At 40.9% G+C, this 24,719-nt stretch carries 16 protein-coding genes and 1 pseudogene; 1 reads left to right on the top strand and 16 read right to left on the bottom strand.

Going from position 1 to position 24,719, the window contains the following annotated elements; all coding sequences use genetic code 11:
• Positions 1 to 187 precede the first annotated feature (187 nt).
• Positions 188 to 1,459 (top strand): PLP-dependent aminotransferase family protein, encoded by a 1,272-nt coding sequence (locus tag HT728_RS01240; protein WP_173233349.1) that lies wholly within the window; start codon positions 188 to 190, stop codon positions 1,457 to 1,459.
• Positions 1,460 to 1,512: 53 nt separating this feature from the next.
• On the opposite strand, the gene HT728_RS01235 is transcribed toward HT728_RS01240, so the two are convergent.
• The 16 genes and pseudogenes from HT728_RS01235 to HT728_RS01160 form a co-directional block, all read right to left on the bottom strand.
• The gene (locus HT728_RS01235; protein WP_173233347.1) at positions 1,513 to 2,328 is read right to left on the bottom strand and encodes an ABC transporter substrate-binding protein; all 816 of its coding nucleotides are present in this window, start codon (positions 2,326 to 2,328) and stop codon (positions 1,513 to 1,515) included.
• A gap of 158 nt (positions 2,329 to 2,486) precedes the next feature.
• A complete protein-coding gene (gene phoU / locus HT728_RS01230; RefSeq protein WP_173233345.1) occupies positions 2,487 to 3,140 on the bottom strand; it encodes a phosphate signaling complex protein PhoU in 654 nt (217 codons plus the stop codon).
• Between the two features lie 11 nt (positions 3,141 to 3,151).
• Positions 3,152 to 3,910: pseudogene (pstB, locus tag HT728_RS01225) on the bottom strand (phosphate ABC transporter ATP-binding protein PstB).
• Between the two features lie 12 nt (positions 3,911 to 3,922).
• The gene (pstB, locus tag HT728_RS01220; protein WP_000049848.1) at positions 3,923 to 4,726 is read right to left on the bottom strand and encodes a phosphate ABC transporter ATP-binding protein PstB; all 804 of its coding nucleotides are present in this window, start codon (positions 4,724 to 4,726) and stop codon (positions 3,923 to 3,925) included.
• Positions 4,727 to 4,736: 10 nt separating this feature from the next.
• Positions 4,737 to 5,621 (bottom strand): phosphate ABC transporter permease PstA, encoded by an 885-nt coding sequence (pstA, locus tag HT728_RS01215; protein WP_173233343.1) that lies wholly within the window; start codon positions 5,619 to 5,621, stop codon positions 4,737 to 4,739.
• On the bottom strand, positions 5,611 to 6,528 hold the full coding sequence (gene pstC, locus HT728_RS01210) for a phosphate ABC transporter permease subunit PstC (protein WP_001070902.1): 918 nt from the start codon (positions 6,526 to 6,528) through the stop codon (positions 5,611 to 5,613). The genes pstA and pstC overlap by 11 nt, the downstream gene beginning before the upstream one ends.
• A complete protein-coding gene (locus tag HT728_RS01205; RefSeq protein ID WP_020903179.1) occupies positions 6,528 to 7,406 on the bottom strand; it encodes a phosphate ABC transporter substrate-binding protein PstS family protein in 879 nt (292 codons plus the stop codon). Before HT728_RS01205 ends, pstC begins: the two co-directional genes overlap by 1 nt.
• Positions 7,407 to 7,626: 220 nt before the next feature.
• Complete coding sequence (locus HT728_RS01200; RefSeq protein ID WP_173233341.1) at positions 7,627 to 8,931, bottom strand: RsmF rRNA methyltransferase first C-terminal domain-containing protein; 1,305 nt, start codon at positions 8,929 to 8,931, stop codon at positions 7,627 to 7,629.
• Positions 8,932 to 9,705 (bottom strand): inositol monophosphatase family protein, encoded by a 774-nt coding sequence (locus tag HT728_RS01195; protein ID WP_173233339.1) that lies wholly within the window; start codon positions 9,703 to 9,705, stop codon positions 8,932 to 8,934.
• Positions 9,695 to 9,973 (bottom strand): UPF0223 family protein, encoded by a 279-nt coding sequence (locus HT728_RS01190; protein WP_001041974.1) that lies wholly within the window; start codon positions 9,971 to 9,973, stop codon positions 9,695 to 9,697. Before HT728_RS01190 ends, HT728_RS01195 begins: the two co-directional genes overlap by 11 nt.
• Entirely contained in the window at positions 9,973 to 10,374 is a 402-nt protein-coding gene (locus HT728_RS01185; RefSeq protein WP_000631259.1) for a Spx/MgsR family RNA polymerase-binding regulatory protein, read from the bottom strand. Before HT728_RS01185 ends, HT728_RS01190 begins: the two co-directional genes overlap by 1 nt.
• Positions 10,375 to 10,583: 209 nt before the next feature.
• Positions 10,584 to 11,201: a TIGR01906 family membrane protein gene (locus HT728_RS01180; RefSeq protein ID WP_173233337.1), complete on the bottom strand. Its 618-nt coding sequence runs from the start codon at positions 11,199 to 11,201 to the stop codon at positions 10,584 to 10,586.
• Positions 11,191 to 11,964, bottom strand: a complete 774-nt coding sequence (locus HT728_RS01175) for a TIGR01457 family HAD-type hydrolase (protein WP_173233335.1) — start codon at positions 11,962 to 11,964, stop codon at positions 11,191 to 11,193. Before HT728_RS01175 ends, HT728_RS01180 begins: the two co-directional genes overlap by 11 nt.
• Before the next feature lie 8 nt (positions 11,965 to 11,972).
• Positions 11,973 to 12,710 carry an acyl-[acyl-carrier-protein] thioesterase gene (locus HT728_RS01170; RefSeq protein ID WP_173233333.1) on the bottom strand — a complete coding sequence of 246 codons (738 nt, stop codon included), beginning with the start codon at positions 12,708 to 12,710 and terminating at the stop codon, positions 11,973 to 11,975.
• Positions 12,711 to 12,714: 4 nt separating this feature from the next.
• Positions 12,715 to 13,845, bottom strand: a complete 1,131-nt coding sequence (gene hemW / locus HT728_RS01165) for a radical SAM family heme chaperone HemW (protein ID WP_173233331.1) — start codon at positions 13,843 to 13,845, stop codon at positions 12,715 to 12,717.
• Between the two features lie 175 nt (positions 13,846 to 14,020).
• Positions 14,021 to 24,595 carry a Rib/alpha-like domain-containing protein gene (locus HT728_RS01160; protein WP_173233329.1) on the bottom strand — a complete coding sequence of 3,525 codons (10,575 nt, stop codon included), beginning with the start codon at positions 24,593 to 24,595 and terminating at the stop codon, positions 14,021 to 14,023.
• Positions 24,596 to 24,719 lie beyond the last annotated feature (124 nt).

Genomic DNA, 24,719 nt, shown 5'->3' with positions numbered 1-24,719 from the left:
GTCAGTAACCATATCTACGGCAAGGCGAAGCTGACGTGGTTTGAATAGATTTCGAAGAGTATTATTCTATAAATCTTACTCCTAAGTATACCACATTTGCCCCTGGATGTGAACGAGAGAAACACTCTAAACATTGCCAAGAAGGAAAAAAAAAGGTACAATGTAACAAAATCAAGGGAGGTCTGGAATGAAGAAACAAAGCAAGTACCAAGAGGTCGTTTCCTATCTGAAAAACGGTATCGAGTCTGGACGCTTTCCAACGGGAAGCCGCCTGCCTTCTATCCGTCAACTGAGCCTTGACTTTCATTGTAGCAAGGACACTATTCAACGCGCCCTGCTGGAATTACGGCACGAACAATACCTATATGCCAAGCCCCAGAGTGGTTACTATGTCCTAGAACAAGGGCAACATCAAGACCTTGAAATCGAGGTTACCGATGAACATGCCAGCGCCTATGACGATTTCCGACTCTGTGTCAATGAAACCTTGATTGGCCGGGAAAACTACCTCTTCAACTACTATGACAACCAAGAAGGTTTAGAAGACTTAAGACAATCCATTCATAAACTCCTCTTTGACCAAGCTCTCTACTGCAAGGCTGATCAACTGGTACTGACTTCTGGCACCCAACAAGCCTTATTTATCCTCTCTCAAATTTCCTTTCCTAGCCAAGCCAAGGAAATCTTGGTGGAACAACCGACCTATCATCGGATGAATCGCCTCTTGATTGCTCAGGGATTGGATTATCAAACGATCGAACGAGGCATTGATGGGATTGACTTGAAGGAGCTGGAGCGACACTTCAAGACAGGAAAAATTAAGTTTTTCTATACCATTCCTCGATTTCACTATCCTCTAGGCCATTCCTATTCTGAGCAGGACAAACGGGCTATCCTTGACTTAGCTACCAAGTATGGTGTCTATATCGTAGAGGACGACTATCTGGGTGATTTGGACTCTAAAAAGGGCCAGACCTTCCACTATCTGGATACAGAGGAGCGCGTCATTTATATCAAGTCCTTCTCAACCAGCCTCTTTCCAGCCCTGCGGATAACAGCACTCATCCTTCCAAATGCTATCAAAGAAGCCTTTGTGGACTACAAAAATATCCTAGACTACGATAGCAACCTTATCATGCAAAAGGCCCTGTCACTCTATATTGACAGTCAATTATTTGAGAAAAATCGTCTGGCTCGCTTGTCCAATCAGGAAGACTACCAAAAAAAAATCGAGGAAAGGCTAGCTAACACTCCTTGTCCCCTTCCTCATTTCCCGCTTCACGATGGTTTATTACTTGACCTGAGACAGTATCCTAAAATCGCCAGTCTCAAACACAGTCAACTGGGCTTGGATTTCTTTGAAGAGGCCTATTTAAGCACCTGCCCTTATCAATTTGCCAAGGTGTCCTTAGAAAATCTGGAAAATGTTTTAAACTATTTAAAAGCAGAATTGGACTGACTTCCAACTCTGCTTTTTTCTTATACTCTTCGAAAATNNATTTTCATTGAGTATTATTCTTCAACTTCTGTTAGGCTTGCTGCTTTTTCAAGATATTTTTGGTAGGTACCGTCATCCTTGAGTTTTTGGATGACCTTGTCCACCACTTCTTTCAAATCAGCACTATTTTTTCTAAGGGCAACTGCATTAGCTTCGCCGTCCTTCATCTTCAAGCTGACAGTTGCGACAGCTAGGTCGGTATTTTTAGCAGCGTAGCTAAGGGCAACTGGCTCATCCATGTGAACAGCATCTACTTTTCCAGCCTGCAATTCATTGACAGCTTCACCCATATTAGTTAGGGAAGTCAATTGAGCTTTTGGCAATTGTTCCTTGACCATAGCTTCTGGAACAGTCCCTTTTTGGGCTGCAATATTAGCACTTTCAAGGCTAGTTAAATCCTTGTATTTTTCTACATCAGCCTTACGAACCAAGAAACTAATCTTGTTTTCATAGTAAGGGATTGAAAAATCAAAGACTTCTTTTCTCTCGTCAGTAGCGCTAATTCCCGCAACTGCTAGGTCAGCCTTCCCAGTTTGAAGACTAGTCAAGACATTATCAAAACTCATGCTTGAAATTTCCAACTTCACCCCAAGTTCATCAGCGATAGCTTGGGCCATATCAATATCCGCACCTACTACCTGATTTTTTCCGTCAACCAATGATTGGAACTCAAAGGGTGCATAGTCAGGACTAGTCGCCACAACTAATTTCCCCTTTTGCTTAATGGCCTCAATAGCTGACTGAGAACCATTAGAACCCGACTGGCAAGCTACTAAGAAAAAACTTGCAAGAAAACTACATAAAACAAATATCCATTTTTTTGACTTCATAAATAAACAACCTCTCTGTTAATTTTGTATAATTATAACGCTATTCAAGCTACTTGTCAAGTGCTTTTTTGAATTTTTATCTTAAAAATATTTTTTTCATTCAATAAAAGGAGCCGTCAGTTGATTTCAAGCTCCTTTTTATACAGAATGAACCTGTTTTATAGTTCGACAATCTTACCTGTTTCAAAGTAAACAACCCATTCACAGATATTTTTAGCATAGTCTCCAATACGTTCCAAGAAGGCAATCACTTGGAAGTAATCACGACCTGTAACGATGGCATCTGGATTTTTCTTGATTTCTTCTGTAGCCAAGTCACGAATGCTATCAAAGTAATGGTTGATTTTTTCATCCATGGTTGCTACTTCATAGGCCTGATCCACTGAACCATTGAGATAGAGTTCAAGGGCTGCTTCAACGAAATTCTTGACATCGCGACCCATTCTCTTGATTTCTTCTTCAACAGCTGGGATGCGTTGCTCCCCTTTCATACGAATTGCCGCTTTAGCAATAGAAACGGCATGGTCCCCCATACGTTCCAAGTCAGATACAGCCTTCAAGACGGTTAGAACTGTACGCAAGTCCTGAGAAACCGGTTGTTGGAGGGCAATCATTTCAAATGATTTCTTCTCCAATTTCACTTCGTATTCGTTTACTTCTGCATCGTCTTCGATGACTTCCTTAGCCAAATCACGGTCATGTGTAACAAAGGCACGCACTGTCCGATTGATTTGGGATAGCACCTCTTGTCCCATAGCATAGAACTGGTTGTGCAATTTCTCTAAATCTTCCTCAAATTGAGAACGTAACATCATTTATCTCCTTATCCAAATTTTCCTGAAATATAATCTTCTGTTTCCTTGTGTCGTGGGTTGAGGAACATCTTCTTGGTATCGTTAAACTCAATCAAATCTCCATCTAGGAAAAATCCTGTCTTGTCAGAGATACGAGAGGCTTGTTGCATGGAACGCGTAACCAAGAGCATGGTGTATTTATCTTTTAGACCATACAAGGTTTCCTCAATCTTACCGGCCGAGATAGGGTCCAAGGCTGAAGTCGGTTCATCCAAGAGGATGATTTTAGGACTGGTTGCCAAGACACGGGCAACACAGACACGTTGCTGTTGTCCACCTGAAAGCCCGATAGCTGAATCATGCAGGCGATCCTTGACCTCATCCCAGATAGAAGCACGCTGCAAGGCTTTTTCCACTGCTTCATCCAGAACCTGCTTATCCTTAACTCCATTGATACGAAGCCCGTAAACAACGTTTTCTTAGATAGACATAGGGAAAGGGTTTGGTTGTTGGAAAACCATACCGATTTCCTTCCGCAATTCAACTGTATCGGTACGTGGGCTGTAAATATTGTGACCGTTGTAAACCACCGAACCAGTTGTGGTTACCTCTGGATTGAGATCCCCCATGCGGTTGATAGCCTTTAGGAGGGTTGATTTCCCTGATCCAGATGGACCAATCAAAGCTGTAATTTCCTTAGGTTGGAAAGATAGGGAAACACTATTCAAGGCCTTTTTTTGATTGTAGTAAACGGACAGGTCTGATACCTGTAAAATCGCTTCTGTCATACTGTTTCCTTTCTATCCAAAGTGTCCTGTTACGTAGTCATTGGTTGACTGTAGTTTGGCATTTTGGAAAATATTAGAGGTCTTATCGTACTCGATCAAGTCACCCAAGTAGAAAAATCCTGTGTAGTCACTAGCACGCGCAGCCTGCTGCATACTGTGGGTCACGATGATGATGGTAAAGTCCTTCTTCAATTCCAACATAGTTTCTTCCAACTGGGCTGTCGCAATCGGATCCAAGGCTGACGCTGGTTCGTCCATCAAGAGGATATCTGGTTTAACAGAGATAGCACGAGCGATACAGAGACGCTGCTGCTGACCACCTGATAGGGTCAAGGCTGACTTGTGCAAATCGTCTTTGACCTGATCCCAAAGAGCAGCCTGACGAAGAGAGGTTTCCACAATTTCATCCAAGACTTGCTTGTCCTTAACACCTGCACGTTCATGGGCAAAAGTGATGTTGCGGTAGATAGACTTGGCAAAGGGATTTGGTCGTTGGAAGACCATACCGATGTGCTTACGCATCTCATAAACATTGATTTCTGGACGGTTGACATCAATCCCTTGGTAGAGGATTTGACCTGTGACCTTGGCAATATCAATGGTATCATTCATGCGATTGAGACTGCGGAGATAGGTTGATTTCCCTGAACCAGAAGGGCCAATTAAGGCAGTAATTTTATTCTTTTCAAATTGCATATCGATGCCCTTGATGGATTCATTTTTACCGTAGTAAACATGTAAATCCTTAGTAGAGAGGGCCACTTTCTCTTCAGGAAAGGTGATGATATGCTTTTCATCCCAATTATATTTTGACATGGCTTCTCCTTTAGGCAGCGGTTAATTTCTTATGTAGGTAGCTTCCGAGTTTGCGAGCTCCAAAGTTAAAGATGAGGATAAAGATGAGGAGGACGGCCGCAGAACCTGCTGATACGATGGTTCCATCAGGAATAGTACCTTCACTGTTGACTTTCCAAATATGGACAGCCAAGGTTTCTGCTTGACGGAAGATAGAGATTGGGCTGGTCACACTGAGAATATTCCAGTTAGACCAGTCAAGGGCTGGAGCGGATTGTCCTGCTGTATAGATAAGAGCAGCAGCCTCACCAAAGATACGGCCAGAGGCCAGGACAACCCCAGTGACAATACCTGGAAGAGCTTCTGGAATGACCACATGAACCACAGTCTCCCAACGAGAAATTCCAAGGGCCAGACCAGCCTCACGCTGCGTATGGTGAACGTGTTTCAAGCTGTCTTCAACATTACGCGTCATCTGAGGCAGGTTAAAGACTGTCAAGGCCAAGGCACCTGAAATGATTGAAAATCCATACTCAAACTGAACTACAAAGATCAAGTAACCAAAGAGACCTACAACCACTGATGGCAGTGAAGACAAGATTTCAATACAGGTTCTGACAAAGTTGGTCACAGGACCTTTTTTAGCATATTCAGCTAGGAAAATCCCAGCTCCCATAGACAAAGGCACAGAGATAACCAAGGTAATGACCAAAAGGAAGAAGGAATTATAGAGCTGAATTCCAATCCCTCCGCCTGCTTGGTAAGAAGATGATTTGCCAGTCAAGAAAGACCAAGAGATGTGGGGCAAACCACGAACCAAGATATAAAGAATCAAGGATGCCAAGATGGCTACGATAATTCCTGCAATCGAGTAGAGGACAGCTGTTGCAATTTTATCTAATTTCTTAGCGTGCATAGTTTTTCTTTCCTCTTTCTTTCGTAATCAATTTAATCACACTGTTGAAGGCCAAACTCATCAAAAGCAAGACTAAGGCCAGTGACCAGAGAACGTTATTATCAACTGTTCCCATAACGGTATTTCCGATACCCATGGTCAAGACAGAGGTCAAGGTCGCAGCAGGTGTTGTCAAGGAAGTTGGGACAACGGCTGAGTTTCCGACCACCATCTGAATGGCCAAGGCCTCACCAAAGGCACGCGCCATCCCAAAGACCACTGCTGTAAAAATCCCTGAACGCGCTGCCTTCAAGGTCACGCGCCAGATGGTTTGCCAACGAGTGGCCCCCATAGCCAAACTGGCTTCGCGGTAGTGACGAGGCACCGCACGCAAGCTATCGGTTGTCATAAAGGTTACCGTCGGTAAAATCATGACAAAGAGTACGAAAATCCCTGACAGAATCCCAAAACCAGTTCCACCAAAGATACTACGAACAAAGGGAACTACGACCTGCAAACCGATAAATCCATACACAACTGAAGGAATCCCGACTAGCAATTCAATGGCTGGTTGCAAGATTCTAGCACCTTTTGGTGAGACCTCCGTCATAAAGACTGCCGCACCAATGGCAAAAGGAGTTGCGATAAGGGCTGATAGGATTGTGACAATAAAGGAACCCAAAATCATAGGAAGTGCACCAAATTGTTTACCTGAAGGATTCCAAGTTTGGCCAAAAAGGAAATCAAAGATATTGACCCCATTGACAAAGAAGGTCGACAAGCCTTTTTGGGCTACGAAAATCAAAATCATGGCCACAATGATGACAATCAAAGACAGACAGGCAAAGGTCAAGCCTTTTCCTAATTTCTCTAGACGAGAGTTCTTTGAGGGAGAAAGTAATTTTTTAGCTAATTCTTCTTGATTCATTAGTGACTCCCTTCTAGTGCTGTCACCGTTCCTACAGCATCTTTTTCAACCTTCATTTCCTTAACAGAAATATAGCCCATTCCCTTAACGATTCCGCTTTGCGCTTCATCTGAGAGGACAAAGTTGAGAAATTCTGCCACCAATTCATTTGGTTGACCTAGGGTGTACATGTGTTCATAAGACCACAAAGGCCAGTTATTGCTTGTAACATTTTCTGCAATCGGCTCATAGCCATTCAACTTCATGCGTTTAACCGAGTCATCCACATAGGCAAAGGCTAGGTAAGAAATGGCTCCTGGGGTCTGGGAAACAATGTTTTTGACCATCCCATTTGAATCCTGTTCTTGACTCTGCACAGCAGATTGACCATCCATGATAACACTATCAAAGGTTGCACGCGAACCAGAACTTGCCGCACGGTTGATAATCGAAATGGCTAGGTCTTTCCCACCGACTTCTTTCCAGTTGGTTACTTGACCTGTGAAGATGCTACGGAGTTGTTCAGTTGTCAGATTTTCAACATCAACTTCCTTGTTTACAATCACTGCCAAGCCCGCTACAGCAACCTTGTGGTCTACTAGAGCGGATGCGTTTATACCGTCTTTTTCCTCGGCAAATACGTCTGAATTTCCTACATCAACGGCTCCAGACTGAACCTGAGACAAACCTGTACCAGATCCTCCACCTTGGACGTTGACTGTTTTTCCAACGTGCATAGAGCCAAATTCATCTGCTGCTGCTTCGACCAAGGGCTGAAGAGCCGTTGAGCCAACAGCTGTCATGGATTCTCCACGATCAATCCAGCTAGCACATCCCGCCAAAGAACCTGCTAGCAAAAGAGCCGCAAGGGATAGAGCGAGTTTTTTCCTTTTTTTCACTGTTTTTCTCCTTGAAAATAATGGTGAATGCTGTGAATTTTTTCAACTATTTATTTATGTTTTTCTTTTGAAAATGGGGAGCCAACTGAAGTTCTTAGCTTGATTTTACTTGAAATTTACTCAGTTATCTTCTCCACCAATTTTGACTTAAAATGAAAGACAATTTGAAAAAAATCCATACTTCCACTATAACATAGACAAGCTACTTTGACTAGCATTTTCACTTGAATCTGAGGCCTTTGGGAAAATAATTTTTCAAAACATTTCCAGTCACCTTAGCAAAGCCCAAACCATTGCCTTGAACCAAAACTTGGTACCAACCATTTGGCATACTTTCCGATAGCTGAACGGTTTCTCCTGCCACATACTTTACAAATTCCTCTTGGTCAATTTCAACCGACTGCTTGACCTGACTCGGTTTCAAGGCTAGACCAAGAGCAAAACTGGGTTCAAAACGTTTCTTCTTAAAAGTGCCCAGATGCAGGCCATTCCGAGCAATCTTGAGTTTTCCTAAATCTGGCAAAAGTTCTGGCAGGAGATAGAGTTGGTCCCCAAAAGTCTGCAAGATACCCCTTAGATTGATTTTCAAATGTTTTTGGGCAAATTCCTGCCACAAGGCAACTTGTTCTCGGCTGAGATTGCTCTTACTTGCCTTACATTTTGGTCCTGGATTTTCACCTTTAAATTGTAGATGAGCTACAAACTGACCCTCTCCCTTAAACTGATGAGGATACATCCGAGCCGTTTCTGGCAGGTCAATTCCAGCTACCATTCCATTGATATGCTCTACTGGCAACAAGTCAAAATCATACTCTTCCAGCAGCCAGTTGACAATCTCTTCGTTTTCCTCTGGTGCCCAGGTACAGGTCGAATAAACCAAACGACCACCTTCAGCTAGCATGGTTACTGCATCTTCCAGAATTTCTCTTTGCAAGCTAGCACATTGGCTCGGATAATCAAGGCTCCAATAGTCCATAGCATCTGGTTGCTTACGGAACATCCCTTCCCCTGAGCAAGGGGCATCTAGGACAATGAGGTCAAAATAGCCTTTAAAGACCTTGGACAAACGGTCAGCAGATTCATTGGTCACCACGACATTTGTCGCTCCAAAGCGCTCCATGTTTTCTACTAAAATCTTAGCCCGTTTGCTTGAAATTTCATTGGAAACAAGAAGCCCTTCCCCTGCTAGATAGGCTGCTAATTGAGTTGATTTACCACCCGGTGCAGCGGCCAAATCCAAAACCTTCATTCCAGGACTAGGCTGGGCTACCTGAGCCACCATTTGAGCAGCGGGTTCTTGCGAATATACTAAACCTGTAGCATGCTCAGGCGATTTACCTGAAACCTTCCCATAGTGTCCCCAAGGGGTTTGAGGAATGGCATCAGAAAAGGAAAGTTGCTCTTCTTTTAAGGGATTGACCCGAAAGGCCGAAACCGCTTCCTCCTCAAAAGAGGCAAGAAAATCTCTTGCCTCATCTCCTAGTATCTCTTCATATTTTTCAACAAATCCTTCTGGAAATTGCATTTAAGTTCTTTTCCTTTCGTAAATATAGGACTGAATTTCCTCCTGCATCTCAAGAGGTAGCATCATGACCGGTTGTCTGGTTTGAAAATCAGGAGCTTCACCAGAAAGAGTCACAACCTCATAGCCCAGACTTTCCCCTAAAATACTAGCCGCAGCATAATCCCATGGTTGCAGATAAGTGACATAGGTCAACAAACGCCCTGATAAAATCTTGGCAAAACTAATGGCCGCACTCCCATAGACACGTACACCTAGTACGGCTCGACTCAAATCAGCCAGTCCCCATTCATTGGTTTCTAGCATACCACTATTTCCTGCAATGAGAAAATCTCCAAGGGGTTTTGCTTTAAAGGGAGCTAGGGGCTTATTATTTAGATAAACTGGAAAGGTACCACCACCGTGATAACAATCCCCTTTGACCACATCATAAATCAGTCCAAACTGCCCCTGACCATTTTCAAAATAAGCCATCATAACAGCAAAATCTTCCTGCTGGGCGACAAAATTATTGGTCCCATCAATGGGATCAATAACCCAAACCTTGCCCTCTTGAACCGAAGCACGCAAACAGCCCTCCTCAGCACAAATCTTATCCTCAGGATAACGAGACAAAATCTCACCAACCAATAGCTCCTGAACTTCCTTGTCCAGTCTGGTCACCAAATCTGTTGGAGAGGACTTGATCTCAACACACAAGTCTTCCTGCATGTGGTCAAGGATGTACTGGCCTGCTTTCTTGACAAGCTCTTTGGCAAATTCAAACTTACTTTCCAAGAGAAATCTTTCCTTCCCCTTTTTCCTTGGCAGCCTGTACTGCTCGGTAAAGCGAATAGCCACTGACCGTTTCAAATTCTCGCCCCAAACGTTTCTCTTCGCTCTTGCTTGGCACGACCGCCTTGAATCCCTTATAGGAGTCCAGTAACTTTTTAGCCTCTACCTTGCCCTCATAGGCAGCTTCAACATCATTAAAAAAAGAAAGCACTGAAGCAAGTTCTTCAGTGCTCCACGACAAATCTAGTGGGTAACTATACTGTTTGTTCATTAACTAATACCAGCTCTCATTCTTGCTTCTTTTAGTTCTTGCTTACGGTAACTACGAGGGAGAAAAGCACGAATCTCATCTTCATTAAAACCGATTTGCATACGTTTGGCATCGATAATAATTGGACGACGCAAAAGACTAGGATACTGCTCAATCAAATGAAGCAACTCCGATACCGAAATACTCTCTACATCAATATTCAATTTTTGAAAAATTTTTGAACGAGTTGAAATGATGTCATCAGTACCATTTTCGGTCAAGGAAAGGATGTGTTGCAATTCTTTTCTTGTTAAAGGACTGGTCATAATATTGTGTTCCACAAAGGGAACCTTATGTTTTTCTAACCAGGCTTTAGCCTTACGACATGATGTACAGCTCGGTGATAGAAATAGTGTAATCATGCTTTTCTCTTCTTATCTATACTTTGCTACTTCTATTATACAAAAAAATAAAGCGCTTGACTAGATATTTTTAGAAAAAAAGCCTATTTTTTCAAGAAAAATAGACTGTTTGCGAACGATTGATACAATTGGATTTAGTTAATTCATTCTTAACGATAGTTTCAAATGATATACAATTTTATATATACAAATTAAAAACAGCTTTCGGTTCACTTCCTACGACTTTTCAGACACAGATAGCCAAAGAAGCTTTCATAGAGGGCAAAAAAGAGGAGGAAGGCATGAAGGAAGAAGGTCTCTGGTAAAATCAGAATAACCGGATCCTTGGCTGGGTCAAAAAGCCAGGTATCATCTCCCACAAAGAGAATTTGATGAAAAAGAGTAAAGAATTGGTCAAAACCAATCAACACTCCCCCAAGCCCAATCAGTAAAGGCAAAACTACTAGAGTCAAAAGCCCCTTACTGAATAAAGATAAAAAGCCCTTTTTCACAATCCCTTTGACAAAGAAATAGAAGCTTGGTAGTGTCACTAGGCCAACTAGCTGAACCAGGTGAAAGAGATTCTTGACCACCGCAAAGTGGTGCAGACCAGCTGCTGACGAACGAAAATCAGGCATCTCTAGGACTTTGCTAAAAGGATTGGTCAGGTAATTCATCAAGATATGAAAGTTGTACTGAATGGTTTCTGATTTTAGATAGACTCGATTCGTTAAGTTTAGCCACTGAATTTCCAGCGGATAAAAAATCCAAGCCAAATAAATGGTCAGAAGGATAGAAAGAGAGAGGAGAAAGAGCATAGAGCTCCAAAAAGTCAATTTAGTTTTCATCAAAGTTCCACTCCGCAAGGCTAGAAACCACATGAGTCGGTGCGATTGGCAGGCTTGCTACTTCTTCTGCCTTAGTAAAACCTGTCGTCACCAAGAGCGTTGGAATGCCATTGTCAATCCCAGCTCGAATATCAGTCAGGTAGTTGTCCCCAACCATAATCAACTCTTCACGTTCTAAGCCTAAGTGCTCAACCGCCTTGTCCATAATGATGGCATTTGGTTTTCCAATATAAACAGGCTTCACTCGTGTTGCTACTTCAAGCAGCGTAATCAGTGAACCAGCACCAGGCAAAAGACCACGCTCTGTCGGGATATTGAGGTCAGGATTGGTTCCGATAAAATGAGCTCCCTTTTGGATAGCTAGAGTTGCTGTGGCAAATTTTTCATAGTCGACTTGCCAATCCAGACCAACTACCACATAGGCAGGATTTTCCTTGTCTTCCACATAGCCAGCCGCCTTGATGGCTTCCTTGAGCCCTGCTTCTCCGATAACATAGACGGTCTTTTCAAGCCCCAAATCATTCATATAGTCGATAGTCGCCAAAGTCGCTGTGTAGACAGTTGATAGGGGCGTATCGATATTAAAATTCTGAGCCAACATCTTCTGAACACTCTCTGGAGTGCGGGTTGTATTGTTGGTTACAAAGAGATAGGGAATGTCCCGCTTTTGCAATTCATGGACAAAAGCTTCTCCTGCTGGAATTCGGTCTTTTCCCTTATAAATCGTTCCGTCTAAATCAAGTAAATAGCCTTTATATTTCATATTTTTCTCTAATCCTTCTTCATTTCTTGCCAAGTGATGATAGCTTGGGCATTGGTAGCACCGTCGCTTGTAATCTCATGCTTGCTTTCCAGTCCAGTCCGTTCAACAACCGATGTAATCACCCCACCTGGTCGAACTTCCTTGACATACTTGAGGTTGATTTTCTTGGGAATATAGTGGGTCAAAAAGTCCGCTCCCATGACCTCAAAAATCCAGTCCAAGTATTTACTGTTATTGACATGGCCATTCATATCCAAGTCGTAAAAACGAACATGGTAATCCTTGCTGATTGGATCGTTCAATGACTCATACTTTGGCCCACGGATAAGCTTTTTATCAAAATCAGACTGGTAAGGAGCCACAATATCAGGTTCAACAGCATGAACTTTTCGACTGTCTCGATCCATGAGAACAAAGGTCGCCATCATGTGAATGAGTTCTTGACCTGCTTCATCATAAATAGTAAAGCGACGGTAGCAAAAGAGCCGATTGTAGCTCAAAGCTTCTGTTTCGATGGTGATTTCTTCCGCAAAACGAGGCAAACGAACAACCTCAATATCATAATCTGTGATAATCCAGACCAGATTATGCTCTTCTAAAATTGCCTTATCACTAACTCCTAACTCAATCGACTGCATCCCTGAAACTTGCAGGGATAGCAAAATCACATCTGGAAGCTTGATATGACCGTTCATATCAGCCATATCAAAAGGAATTTTCATTTTCATTTGATAAGTTAAGCCCATCATCCTACTCCAAAATAAATCGTTCTGCTACAGTATCTCCTAAAAAGAGACCTCTTTTTGTCATACGCACGCGGTCACCCTCAACCTGCATGAGGCCTTGTTGCACCAAGTCTCTGACAATTTCTCCATAAAGTCCATCAAAAGACCGACCGAATTTTTCCTCAAATCGCACCATGGAAACTCCTGATTTCTTGCGGAGGCCCAAGAACATTTCCTCTTCCATTTGCTCCTTTTGACTCAGGTGTTCTTCTGTGATCCGAGCATTGCCTTCCTCAACTGCACTGAGATAATGACGAATGGGACCATGGTTTTTATAGCGCACTCCATTGACATAACCAGATGCTCCAGCACCGATGCCATAGTATTCAGCATTGTCCCAGTACATGAGATTGTGACGACTTTCAAAACCAGGCTTTGAGAAATTGGAAATCTCATAATGCTCAAAACCTGCTCTCTCCAACTCCGCGATGATGTACTCGAACATCTCCGCTTCCAGTTCCTCCTTAGGCAGAGGCAATTTCCCTCGTCTCATACGGTTCATAAAGACAGTATGATTTTCTAAAATCAAGCTATACAAACTCATATGTGGAATATCCAGTCCAATGGCCTTAGCCACATTTTCCTTGACCTGCTCCATGGTCTGACCAGGCAACGCATAAATCAAGTCGATAGAGATATTGTCAAAACCAGCCAATTTCAGGCGGTCGATATTTTCATAAATATCCTTCTCCAAATGACTGCGCCCAATCTTTTTCAGCATTTTGTCGTCAAAGGTTTGCACACCTAGCGAAACACGATTGACAGCCGAGTTCTTCAAAACAGCAATTTTATCCGCATCCAAGTCCCCTGGATTTGCCTCAATGGTCAACTCTTCTAAGACAGACAGGTCCAAGTTTTTAGTCAAGCCCTTCAATAACACCTCTAGTTGCGTAGCCGACAGGGCTGTCGGTGTTCCACCACCGATATAGAGGGTTCTCAACTTTTGAATATCATAAGAACGAAATTCTTCTAACAGATGCTCTAAATAACTGTCGACTGGCTGATTCTTGATAAAAACTTTTGAAAAGTCACAATAATAACAAATCTGGGTACAAAATGGAATGTGCACATAGGCTGACGTTGGTTTTTTCTGCATAGTAATTATTATACCACAAAAGCGAACAATACTTAGAATTCCCTTTAACAAAATCCTAGCATTGTTCGCTTTCTTTATCTAAACATTCTTTGTATTTTATGACGAACACGATTCCCAGAACCAATCTAGTTTGTCTTTACAATACAAAAGAATGAATGTTCATTTGACTAAATTTTTAGTCTTCTTTTTTCTTTCTAAGAGCAAGTCCGAGACCACTTAGAATACCAAGAAGTCCTAGAGATGCAAGAGTCGCATTTGATTCTGTTCCTGTATTTGGCAATACATTTTGAGAATCATTTGATTTAGCTCCGTTATCACTAGCATCTGTAGTATCTTCATGATCTGCATTCGGTGTAACTGCATCTGGAATTGGAGTTGTTGGTGCAGGCATAGGCGCAGGTGTATCTTGACCAGAATCTCCATCAGTAGAAGGTGGGACTGGCGTATCAGGTGTCACTGGTGCAACTGGAATTGTATCTGTTGGTGTTGCTGGTGTTACCTTAGCTGGAGTTTCTACTGGAACTTCTACAGCTGGTTGACCTGGTTCAGTAATCTTACCTGTACCTGGAACTTTACCGTCTGGTAATTCACTGTTTGGTATTGTAGCTTTTCCGTCTTGTCCAATTATTACGACAATTGGTATGCCATTCTTACCTGGAATTTCTACCTTCGTTCCTGGTGGATATGTTGAACCATCTGGTTTCTTAGGCGTTACTGTAACGTCACCTGTATTTGGATCTTGATAAACATCTAGTGTTGGTGTCTTACGGGCTGGGGTTGTTACAATTACTTCTACAGGATCTTTTCCTGGTTCCGTAATCGTTCCTTTTCCTGGTTCTATTCCATCTGGTAAATCTTTATTAGGTATAGTTCCTTTTCCGTCTTTTCCAATTATTACGACGATAGGTTTACCATTCTTACCTGGTATTTCTACCTTAGTATTTTCTGGATATAGTGTTCCATCTGGTTTCTTAGGTGTTACCGTCACATCCCCTGTATTTGGATCTTGATCCAACTCTACTGTTGGTGTCTTACGAGCTGGGGTTGTTACATCCACCGGATTAGATGGTTTCTTACCTGGTTCTGTTACGGTTCCTTTTCCTGGTTTAGCTTCTTTTGGAAGTTGATCATTTGGAACTGTTCCTGATCCATCTTTTCCGATTGTCACAATTATAGATGTTCCATTTTCTCCTGGAATTTTCACCCTAGTACCTTCTGGATAGGTTGTTGTTCCATCTGGTTTCTTAGGTGTTACCACAGCATCTCCATTTGGTTTTATTGTGATTTCAATTGTACCTAATTCTGCCGTTTCTGGCGCAGTAGGATCAATTTTTTTCGGTGTTTCTACCTTAACTTCAACTGTTGGATTACCTTGTTCCTTAATCCTACCTGTTCCCGGAGTATCTTCATCAGGTAAATCATTATTTGAAACTGTTCCTGTTCCATTATTTCCGATTGGTACAACGATTGGTTTGCCATCTTTCCCTGGAATTTCTACCGTAGTTCCTGGTGGATATGTTGAACCATCTGGTTTTTTCGGTGTGACGGTGACATTTCCTGTAGCTGGATCTTGTGTCAGCACTACTGTTGGAGTCTTACGAGCAGGTGTCGTTACAGCTACTGGTTGTGACGGTTTCTTATTCGGCTCTGTTACAATTCCTTTTCCTGTGACAGCTTCTTTTGGAAGTTTATCATTTGGAACTGTTCCTGAGCCGTTATCTCCAATCGTTACAAGAATTGGTGTCCCATTTTCTCCTGGAATAACTACTTTTGTTCCTGGTGGATATGTTGAGCCATCTGGTTTCTTCGGTGTAACTACAGCATCTCCATTTGGATTTCTTGTAATTTCAATCTTACCTGGTTGCTCTGTTTGAGGAGCAAGTGGATTGATTTTACCTGGTGTTAGCACTTGAGCTTCAGTAGTTGGTTTTCCTGGTTCTGTAATCTTACCTGTTCCAGGTACATTTCCATCTGGTAAGTCATTATTAGGAATAGTACCTTTTCCATCTTCCCCAATTGTTACGACAATTGGATTTCCATTCTTACCTGGGATTTCAACCTTAGTTCCTGTTGGATATGTTCCTCCACCTGGCTTCATAGGAATTACTGTTACATCTCCAGTATTTGGATCTTGATCCAAACGTATAGTTGATGGCTTACGAGCAGGTGTCGTCACATCCACTGGTTGTGATGGTCTAGCTCCCGGCTCTGTTACTGTTCCTTTTCCTGGCACTTCATCTTTAGGAAGTTTGTCATTCGGAACTATTCCAAAACCATCTTTTCCGATTGTTACAACAATAGGTGTTCCATTTTCTCCTGGAATTTTCACAGTTGTTCCTGGTGGATATGGTATTCCATCCGGTTTCTTAGGTGTAACTACGGCATCTCCATTTGAGTTTCTTGTGATGTCGATTTCAGTTGGTTGTTCCGTCGCTGGATGATTTGGATTGATTTTTTTCGGTGTTTCAACATTGACAACCACCTCAGGTTTTCCATCTTCTTTAATCTTACCTGTTCCTGGAGTATCCTCATCAGGTAAATCATTATTCGGAACTGTACCTTTGCCATCTTTGTCAAGTGTTACTTCAATCGTTTTTCCATCTTTTCCTGGAATTTCTACCTTAGTTCCTGGTGGATATGTTGTTCCATCTGGTTTCTTAGGCGTTACCGTTACATCTCCTGTATTTGGATTTTGTTCCATTTCCACTGTTGGTGTCTTACGAGCTGGTGTTGTTACAGCAACTGGTTGTGATGGTTTCTTATTTGGCTCTGTTACTGTTCCTTTTCCTGGTACTTCATATTTTGGAAGTTGGTCATTCGGTACTTCTCCTGAACCATTTTCTCCTATCGTCACTACGATGCTTGTTCCATTTTCTCCTGGAATTTTCACTTTAGTATCTTTAGGATAATTTTTTCCATCTGTGGTCTTAGGTGTAACTACAGCATCTCCATTTGGTTTTCTTGTGATTTCAATTGTACCTACTTGTGCTGTTTCTGGTGCATTAGGATCAATTTTCTTCGGTGTTTCTACCTTAATCTCTACCTCTGGTTTTCCATCTTCTTTAATCTTACCTGTTCCTGGCGTATCTGTTTCTGGTAAATCATTATTAGGAACGTTTCCTGTTCCTCCTTCACCGATTTCTACTACAATTGGGTTGCCATTTTTACCTGGAATTTCTACTTTCGTTCCTGGTGGATATGTTGTTCCATCTGGTTTCTTAGGTGTTACCGTTACATCTCCAGTTTTTGGATCTTGATCTAATTGTAATGTTGGCACTTTTTTAGCTGGTGTTGTAATGTCCACTGGTTGTGATGGTTTTTGATTTGGTTCTTTAATGATAGCTGTTCCTGGTACATCTCTTTCTGGTAAATCACCATTTGCAACTGTTCCTGAACCATTTTCACCAATTGTTACTTCAATCGTTTTTCCATCTTTTCCTGGGATTGTTACAATAGTTCCTGTTGGATATGGGGAACCGTCTGGTTTCTTCGGTGTTACTGTCACATCTCCAGTGCTTGGATTTTGAGTCAAGTCTACCGTTGGTGTCTTACGAGCTGGTGTTGTTACGTCTACTGGTTTTGATGGTTCTTTATTTGGCTCTGTTACGACACCTTGTCCTGGTACTTCACCCTTTGGAAGATTGTCATTTGGTACAGTTCCTGAGCCATTTTCACCTATCATTACTACTATTGTTGTTCCATTTTCTCCTGGAATTTCTACCTTCGTATCTTTAGGGTAAAGTGTTCCGTCTGGTTTCGTTGGTGTCACTACTACATCACCATTGTCCTTACGAGTCATTCCTATCTTAGGAGTTTGTGTCGTAGCAACTTTTGGATTTGTTCCGTTTTTCTTTTCTTCCTCATCTGAAATTCCATCATTATCATCATCCGTATCTGTCACATCTGGATCTCCATCTCCATCTGTATCACGTTGGATAATAACTGGTACTTCTACACGTATTTCTTCATCCCCATTCTTCACTTTAACTGGAATGTTTACTTTACGTTCTTCATCACTACCCCAATTAGGTACGCTTGGTGTTCCTGTTAATTTACCATCTTTATCAACACTTAATCCATTGACTGGGTTTTCTGTTGTAATTGTTGAACCGTCTTTATTCGGTGTTACAACTCTCGGTAATGTTGAAGGAACTTTTGTCTTCTCTGTAACTTTAGTTGGATCTGAAACTTTTGCAGTTAGGTTGTTTGCATTTTTCGGATCTGTTCCATTCGCTTTTTCAACCTCATCTGGAATTCCATCGTTATCATCATCTTTATCTGTAACATCTGGATCGCCGTCTCCATCTGTGTCACGTTGGATTGTTACTCGAACTGTTACGTCTTTTTCTTCCGTTACTTCTTGTTTACCATTTTCTGTGAATTTTTCTACAACTTTAGTAACTTTAACAGGGATATCGATAGGGCGTTCTTCTTCCTCTTTACCCCAATTATTTACTGTTGGTCTTCCTTCTAGTTCTCCTTTATCATTGACTTTTAGACCGTTCACTTGTCCTGTTCCATCTGTTGGATTTGTTACAATTGTTGAACCTTCTTTATTTGGTGTGACAACTTTTGTTGGAGTAACTGAAGTTTTCTCCTTGACTTTGTCTGGATTTGTAACTACTACGTCTAAGTCATTTACAGCTTTTGGATCTGTTCCGTTTTGTTCCTCTACAGTATCTGGGATTCCATCGTTATCATCATCTGTGTCTTCTGAATCAGGGATGCCATCTCCATCTGTATCACGTTGGATAATAACTGGAACTTTTACAATAGTTTCTTTTCCACCATTCGTAACTTTAACCGGAATTAAGATATTACGTTCTTCCTCATCTTTTTTCCAATCATTTACTGCCGGTGTTCCTTCTAGCTTACCTTCATTGTTGACTTTTAAGCCATTCACCGATCCATCTGGATTATCTGTCGTAATCGTCGAATTTGGCATATTTGGTGTTACGACGGTTGTTGGAGTAACTGGTTTGTTCTCTTTAACTTTAGTTGGTGAAGCAACTATTGCTGTTAGATTGTCAGGAACTTTTGGATTTGTATGATTACTCTTTTCTACATCATCTGGAATTCCATCATTGTCATCATCTGTATCTAAAACATCTGGAATTCCATCTCCATCTGTATCACGTTGGATTGTGACTGGAACATCAACATTAACAGTTTCCGTAACAGTTTCTTTACCATTTGCCGTTACTTTTTCAACATCTTTTGTAACTTTAACCGGAATGTTGATAGTTTTTTCTTCATCATCGCCCCAATTGTCAACTGTTGGTGTACCTGTTAATTTACCTTCTTCATTAACTGTCAGACCGTTCACTTTTCCTGAATTGTCTGGCGTAGTAGTTGTAATTGTTGCGCCTTTTTTATTTGGAGTGACAACTTCTTTTGGAGTGACTTCTTTTTTCTCCATCACTACATTCGGTTTTGTAACTTTCACAGCTAGACCGTCTGCAGTTTTTGAATCTGTTCCATTTTTCTTTTCATCTTCATCTGAAATTCCATCGTTATCATCATCCAAATCGTCTACATCAGGTATTCCGTCTCCATCTGTGTCTCGCTGAATTGTGACTGGCACATGTACAGTAACTTCCTCTTTTGGATTTCCATCTTTTTCTCTTGTAATTTTAACAGGGATTGTGATATTCCGTTCTTCTTCTCCGCCAACCCAGTCATTCACAGTTGGTGTTCCTTCTAATTCACCATTTCCATTCACTTTCAGTCCCTTTACTGGTTCTGATGGCTCAATTGTTGCATCCTTTTTATTCGGTGTTACAACTTTTGGTAATGGTGTCGGTACTGGAGTTTTTTCTTTCACTTTAGCTGGAGCTGTAACGATTCCTGTCAGACCATTTGCTACTTTTGGATCTGTTCCATTTCTCTTTTCATCTTCATCTGAAATGCCATCGTTATCATCATCTGTATCTGTCACATCTGGTGTTCCATCTCCATCTGTATCACGTTGGATTTTAACAGGTACAATTACGTTAGCTTCTTCCGAATCCTTCTTAACTTTTACTGGGATAGTAATATCACGCTCTTCTTCACCTTCACCCCATTTGCCTACTGTTGGTTTTCCTGTTAAATTACCATTGTTGTCAACTTTCAAGCCATTTATAGCAGTTGGTGTTTCTATCGTTGAGTTTTCTTTATTTGGTTTTACTACTCCTGGTATATCAACATCTTTATTTTCAATAACAGTAAATGGTTTTACTACTCCTGTTAGACCGTATGATGTTGGATTATCTGGTTTATCGAAAACCTTTGGATCTGTTCCTTTTTTCTTTTCATCCTCATCCGTCATTCCGTCACCGTCATCATCTGGATCTGTCACATCTGGATTTCCATCTCCGTCTGTATCACGTAGAATTGTAACCGGTACGCTTACTGTGATTTCTTCAGTTCCATTTGTAACTTTCACCGGAATTGTGATAGCACGTTTTTCTTCGTCTTTGCCCCACTTTTCTACTTTTGGTATTCCTGTTAAGTTCCCATCATTACCAACTCTTAATCCATTCACTTCATCTGGTGTTGCAATCGTTGAACCCTCTTTATTTGGTGTAACAACTTTTTTAGAGTCAACTGCACGTTTCTCCAAAACTTCATTTGGTTTTGTAACTTCTGCTGTTAAATTAGTAGGTACACTAATATTCACACTAACATGATCTCTTGTTTGGTCTGGATATTCTACTACAACAATTGCAGAAACTGTTTGTCCCCCTTGGCTTGTATCTGGTGGCGTTAACCAACGATATTTTGTTCCTTGTGGAAGGTCAGTTTTATTCGCAATACTATCTTCTGCCTTAGGTACTGAATTTTTAGGAACAGTTTGGTCTTTTCCTAATGGGTTATACTGCTCATTTTGCCCTTTGACTACAATTTCAATTGTTTTTTCAGCCTTATTATCATTTTTATCGTAAGCCGTGATTTTTACTTTAGCAGTTCCAGGTGTTCCAGTTGGAGTTCCTACGATTTGATTATTTTCAAATCTTAGTCCCTCTGGTAAGTCTTTTACTTCGATTGGAGTATCCTTACGCATTCCAACTCCACCATCATTATCTTTAGCTGTTACTGGAATTGGCGTAATTTCCTCACGACTTGTAACTGTTGCTCCATCCGCTGAAATAGTTGGTCCTATCTTATCACGTGGAGTTACAACAAATGAGAAAATCACCGGTTTAGCCTTGTTATTTGCATCATCTGTTGCGTTAAATATAATTGTATTTTGCTTACCAACATCTTCTGCTACAGTATTAATTGTAACTTCGATTTCTTTTACTTTATCTTCCTTTGTTATAAATGTAAAATTCACCGGCCCGGCGTGTCCAGAATTATATCTTGTAAAATATTTAGTTAAAAATTCATTCGCATCAAACAAAACTTTTTTATCATCTGTTGCTTTTACTCTAAATGTTACAGTTTCCCCTTCTACTACCGTTACATTATTAGTCGATAGAGTTAAAACTGGCGGTTCATTATCTGGTGTTTTCGCCTTGTCTGATGCCGGATCTGAATCATCACTCGTTCCATTTTTTGTGATAGCTGTTACAACTGTTTCATTTTTTACTTTTTCAGCAGGGATTGTGATTTCACCTGTGTCTGCATTGATTTGAATTTCTGGATCACCTGAAGTCCATTGACCAAATTTGTCTTTCGTTCCCACTACTTCTTTTGGTAAACCATCTTCTCCTGTGTAAGTAACCGTAATTTTGTCTGCTTTGGCTGGATCTTGTGGTCTTGCTGTTACAGACCCATCTTCTTTTGCTACTACTGTTGGAGTTGCTGGTTTTGGTGCTTTTGCAGTTGCTGTTGCTGGGTCTGAATCAACACTATTGCCATTTTTTGTGATGGCTGTTACTACAGTATTATCTCTTACCTTGTCAGCTGGAATTGTGATTTCACCAGTTTGAGCATTAATGTTTACACCTGGATTGTTCGCAACAGTCCATGTACCATCATTTCCTTTATTTCCTACTACTGTTACTTTTGATCCATCTTCTCCTGTATAAGTAACCGTAATTTTATCTGCTTTGGCTGGATCTTTTGGTTTTGCTGTTACATCCCCGTTATTTGGAGTTGTTACTACCGGTGTTTCAGGTTTTGGTGTTTTTGCAATTGCTGTTGCAGGAGTCGATTCATCACTGTTTCCATTTGTTGTAACTGCAGTTACTTCTGTATTATCTTTTACTTTATCTGCTGGGATTGTGATTTCACCTGTATTTGCATCGATTTGAACATCTGGATTATTCGCAATCGTCCATTTACCATTTTTCCCTTTATTTCCTTCAGCCGTCTTATTAGAACCATCTTCTCCTGTGTAGCTAACTTTAATTTTATCTACTTTTGTTGAATCTTGTGGTTTAGCTGTTACAGCCCCATCTTCTTTTGCTGTTGCTGATGGAGCTTCTGGAGTTTGAGCTTTATCTTCTAAAACATTCACAGGAGCATCTACAATAAATGTTCCACGTTGCGGAATGATAACCTCAACTTTCCCGTAAACAGGTTGATTCGGTTCTGTAGCTTTTGATACATCAGGATCTTTAAACCAACGATAAGTTGTACCCGCAGGTAATTCATTTGGATTCGCAATACTATTGTAAGCATCTGGAATAACGCCTACTTTAGTACTTTGTTCCTTAGCTCTTGGTTTAATATTATATCTTTCTGCTTCTTCAGGTTTCAGTGGTAAGGTACCGATAATGGCATTTTGACCATTTCTGTATCGAACATAACCAAGGTCTGTATATCCACCATATGCTAAGTATGGATCGTTTGCTAAACGTTTTTTAATATCAGCAAGCATCGGATTGTTTTTATCTTTATTACCCCAATCCGACATAATGCTTTGATCTAACTCATCTCCCTCAAGAATTTTTGTTTTAAAAGTGATAATTGTACGTTGACCTTTTTTTACGTTCAGTTTGTCTTCAATAACACCTCTACCAAGGTTGTAAATCAGACCACCCGTTGTAATACCGTACATATCTTTTACACGAGAAGCTGCATCTGGATTACGATCGGTACCATCTTGTCTAGAGTCACGATAAATATTTCTCCACCAGTTATTATCTGGATTAGCATAATCCATCCAAGAACCTAAATTTTCTGTGTAAGAAGCTCCTGAACGACGTTCTCCATTTTTTACATAAGCACGATAATTAGAGTTTTCATGCTCCCAAGCTGTTGCATTGGCATATTCATTATGAGAGTACTGAACCCCATCAGCATATTTTGTATACGTAAAGTCATACGGATCTCCTACACTACGAGGAATCGTAAGTGAAACTTTCTTAGACAATCCTGCCTGAGCATTTGCTGCTGGACCTGAATCTAATATCCAATAGTAATATTTATTTCCATCTTTTTCGATACGCTCTTCACGATACACACGAATATTATCGTAGGCTTTATCAGCAGTCCCTTTACTTACAAAGGCATATTGTTTCGTATCTGGCGAGTACACATCACGCTCTGAATAGTTAATCATTGGATTTTTAATCCAACCAACACCAAAGTCTGTTACTTTCGTGTCACGTACTGTACTTGTTCCAGAACCTACTTTTTTCCCATTCTTTTTAACGACAGTTGTAACAACTGCATCTTTTACCATCAATTTCGTATCAACATTGACTGTGAAGTATCCATTTGATTGTGATCTAGTCGTATATGTTTTTCCGCCAACAGTTACCTCAACATCAGCTTCTGCCGCTGTATATCCATCAACTTGAGCAATACCAGCTAAACTGTCGTTAAACGCTACTGTATCTGTTTGTTTTACTGTAGTAGTAGTAACAGTCTGTCCATTAACCACTAATTCAACAACATCTCCAACTTCAATACCTGGAGCATTTAATTTAAAAGCTCCAGTATCGTCTAGTGTAGAAGTCAATACAGTTGTGCCATTTCTTTTAATCTCAATTGTTGAAGATGGCGTTGCATATCCTGTAATAAATCCAGAGTTGGCTACAACGATTCCTAACTCACCACGTTTGGTATTTTTATCAATAGGTGCTGAGCGAAGATCAGATCCTTCTTCCATGGTTTCGCCATTACGTGAATCACGAGATCCAGTATTAGCAATCGTATTTTTGCCTTCTTTTACTACTTTTTCAGGAGTGCCAATCTTAGGCATTGAAGATAATATAAACAATTTATCGCTAAGCGTTTTAGCTGCCGCATCAATTTCAGCTTGTGTTAATTCAAGACTATTGTTATTAAGCACACTATTAGCTGTTTCTAAATCTGCCTGGATTGCAGCAAGGGTCGAAGCTGGAGCTTTTTCTTTGTTGACTTTATCCAAGAGTTCTTGAACTTTTGTAATATTAGCTTGTAATTTAGTCTTATCTAATGTTTGTTTTTCAACTACCTCTTTATCAAGGACAGTAGTCTCGTTTTCAGATGCATTCTCAGTTGAAGTTTCAGGTAGTTTCTCAGATAAAGTCTCAGCCGGATTCTCAGCAGTGGTTAGTGATTTTTCTTCTTTATCTGTAGTTAGAGAATCTTCTGTTTTAGGCAAATCTACTATTGTAGCAGTATGAGCATCTTCTTTACCTGGGATAACCGGTACTTCAGTCGTATCTGAAACTTGAGCCGCCTCAACTCGAACAGCCTGATGCCCAGACAAAAACATCAATGCCGCAACAGCTACTGAAGCAGCACCAAAGCTATATTTACGAATCGAAAAGCGCAGTACCTTTTCACGTTGCTGTCGATTTACTTTATATGAATTCGATTTGTGTTCCATTTCTCCTCCTAAGGAAAATATAATAAAAAAGCAATCTTTATAACTTCAACTCCTTAAAAAGAGTTAAGCTACAAAAATCACTATGATGATTGCTATTAGCAAATAACATCACAGCCATCACAGC

The organism is Streptococcus sp. 544 (genome assembly GCF_013277385.1).
Classification (GTDB): Bacteria; Bacillota; Bacilli; order Lactobacillales; family Streptococcaceae; genus Streptococcus; species Streptococcus mitis_BA.
The sequence above is the reverse complement of the archived record's forward strand: the minus strand, read 5'-3'. Positions and strand labels throughout refer to the sequence as shown.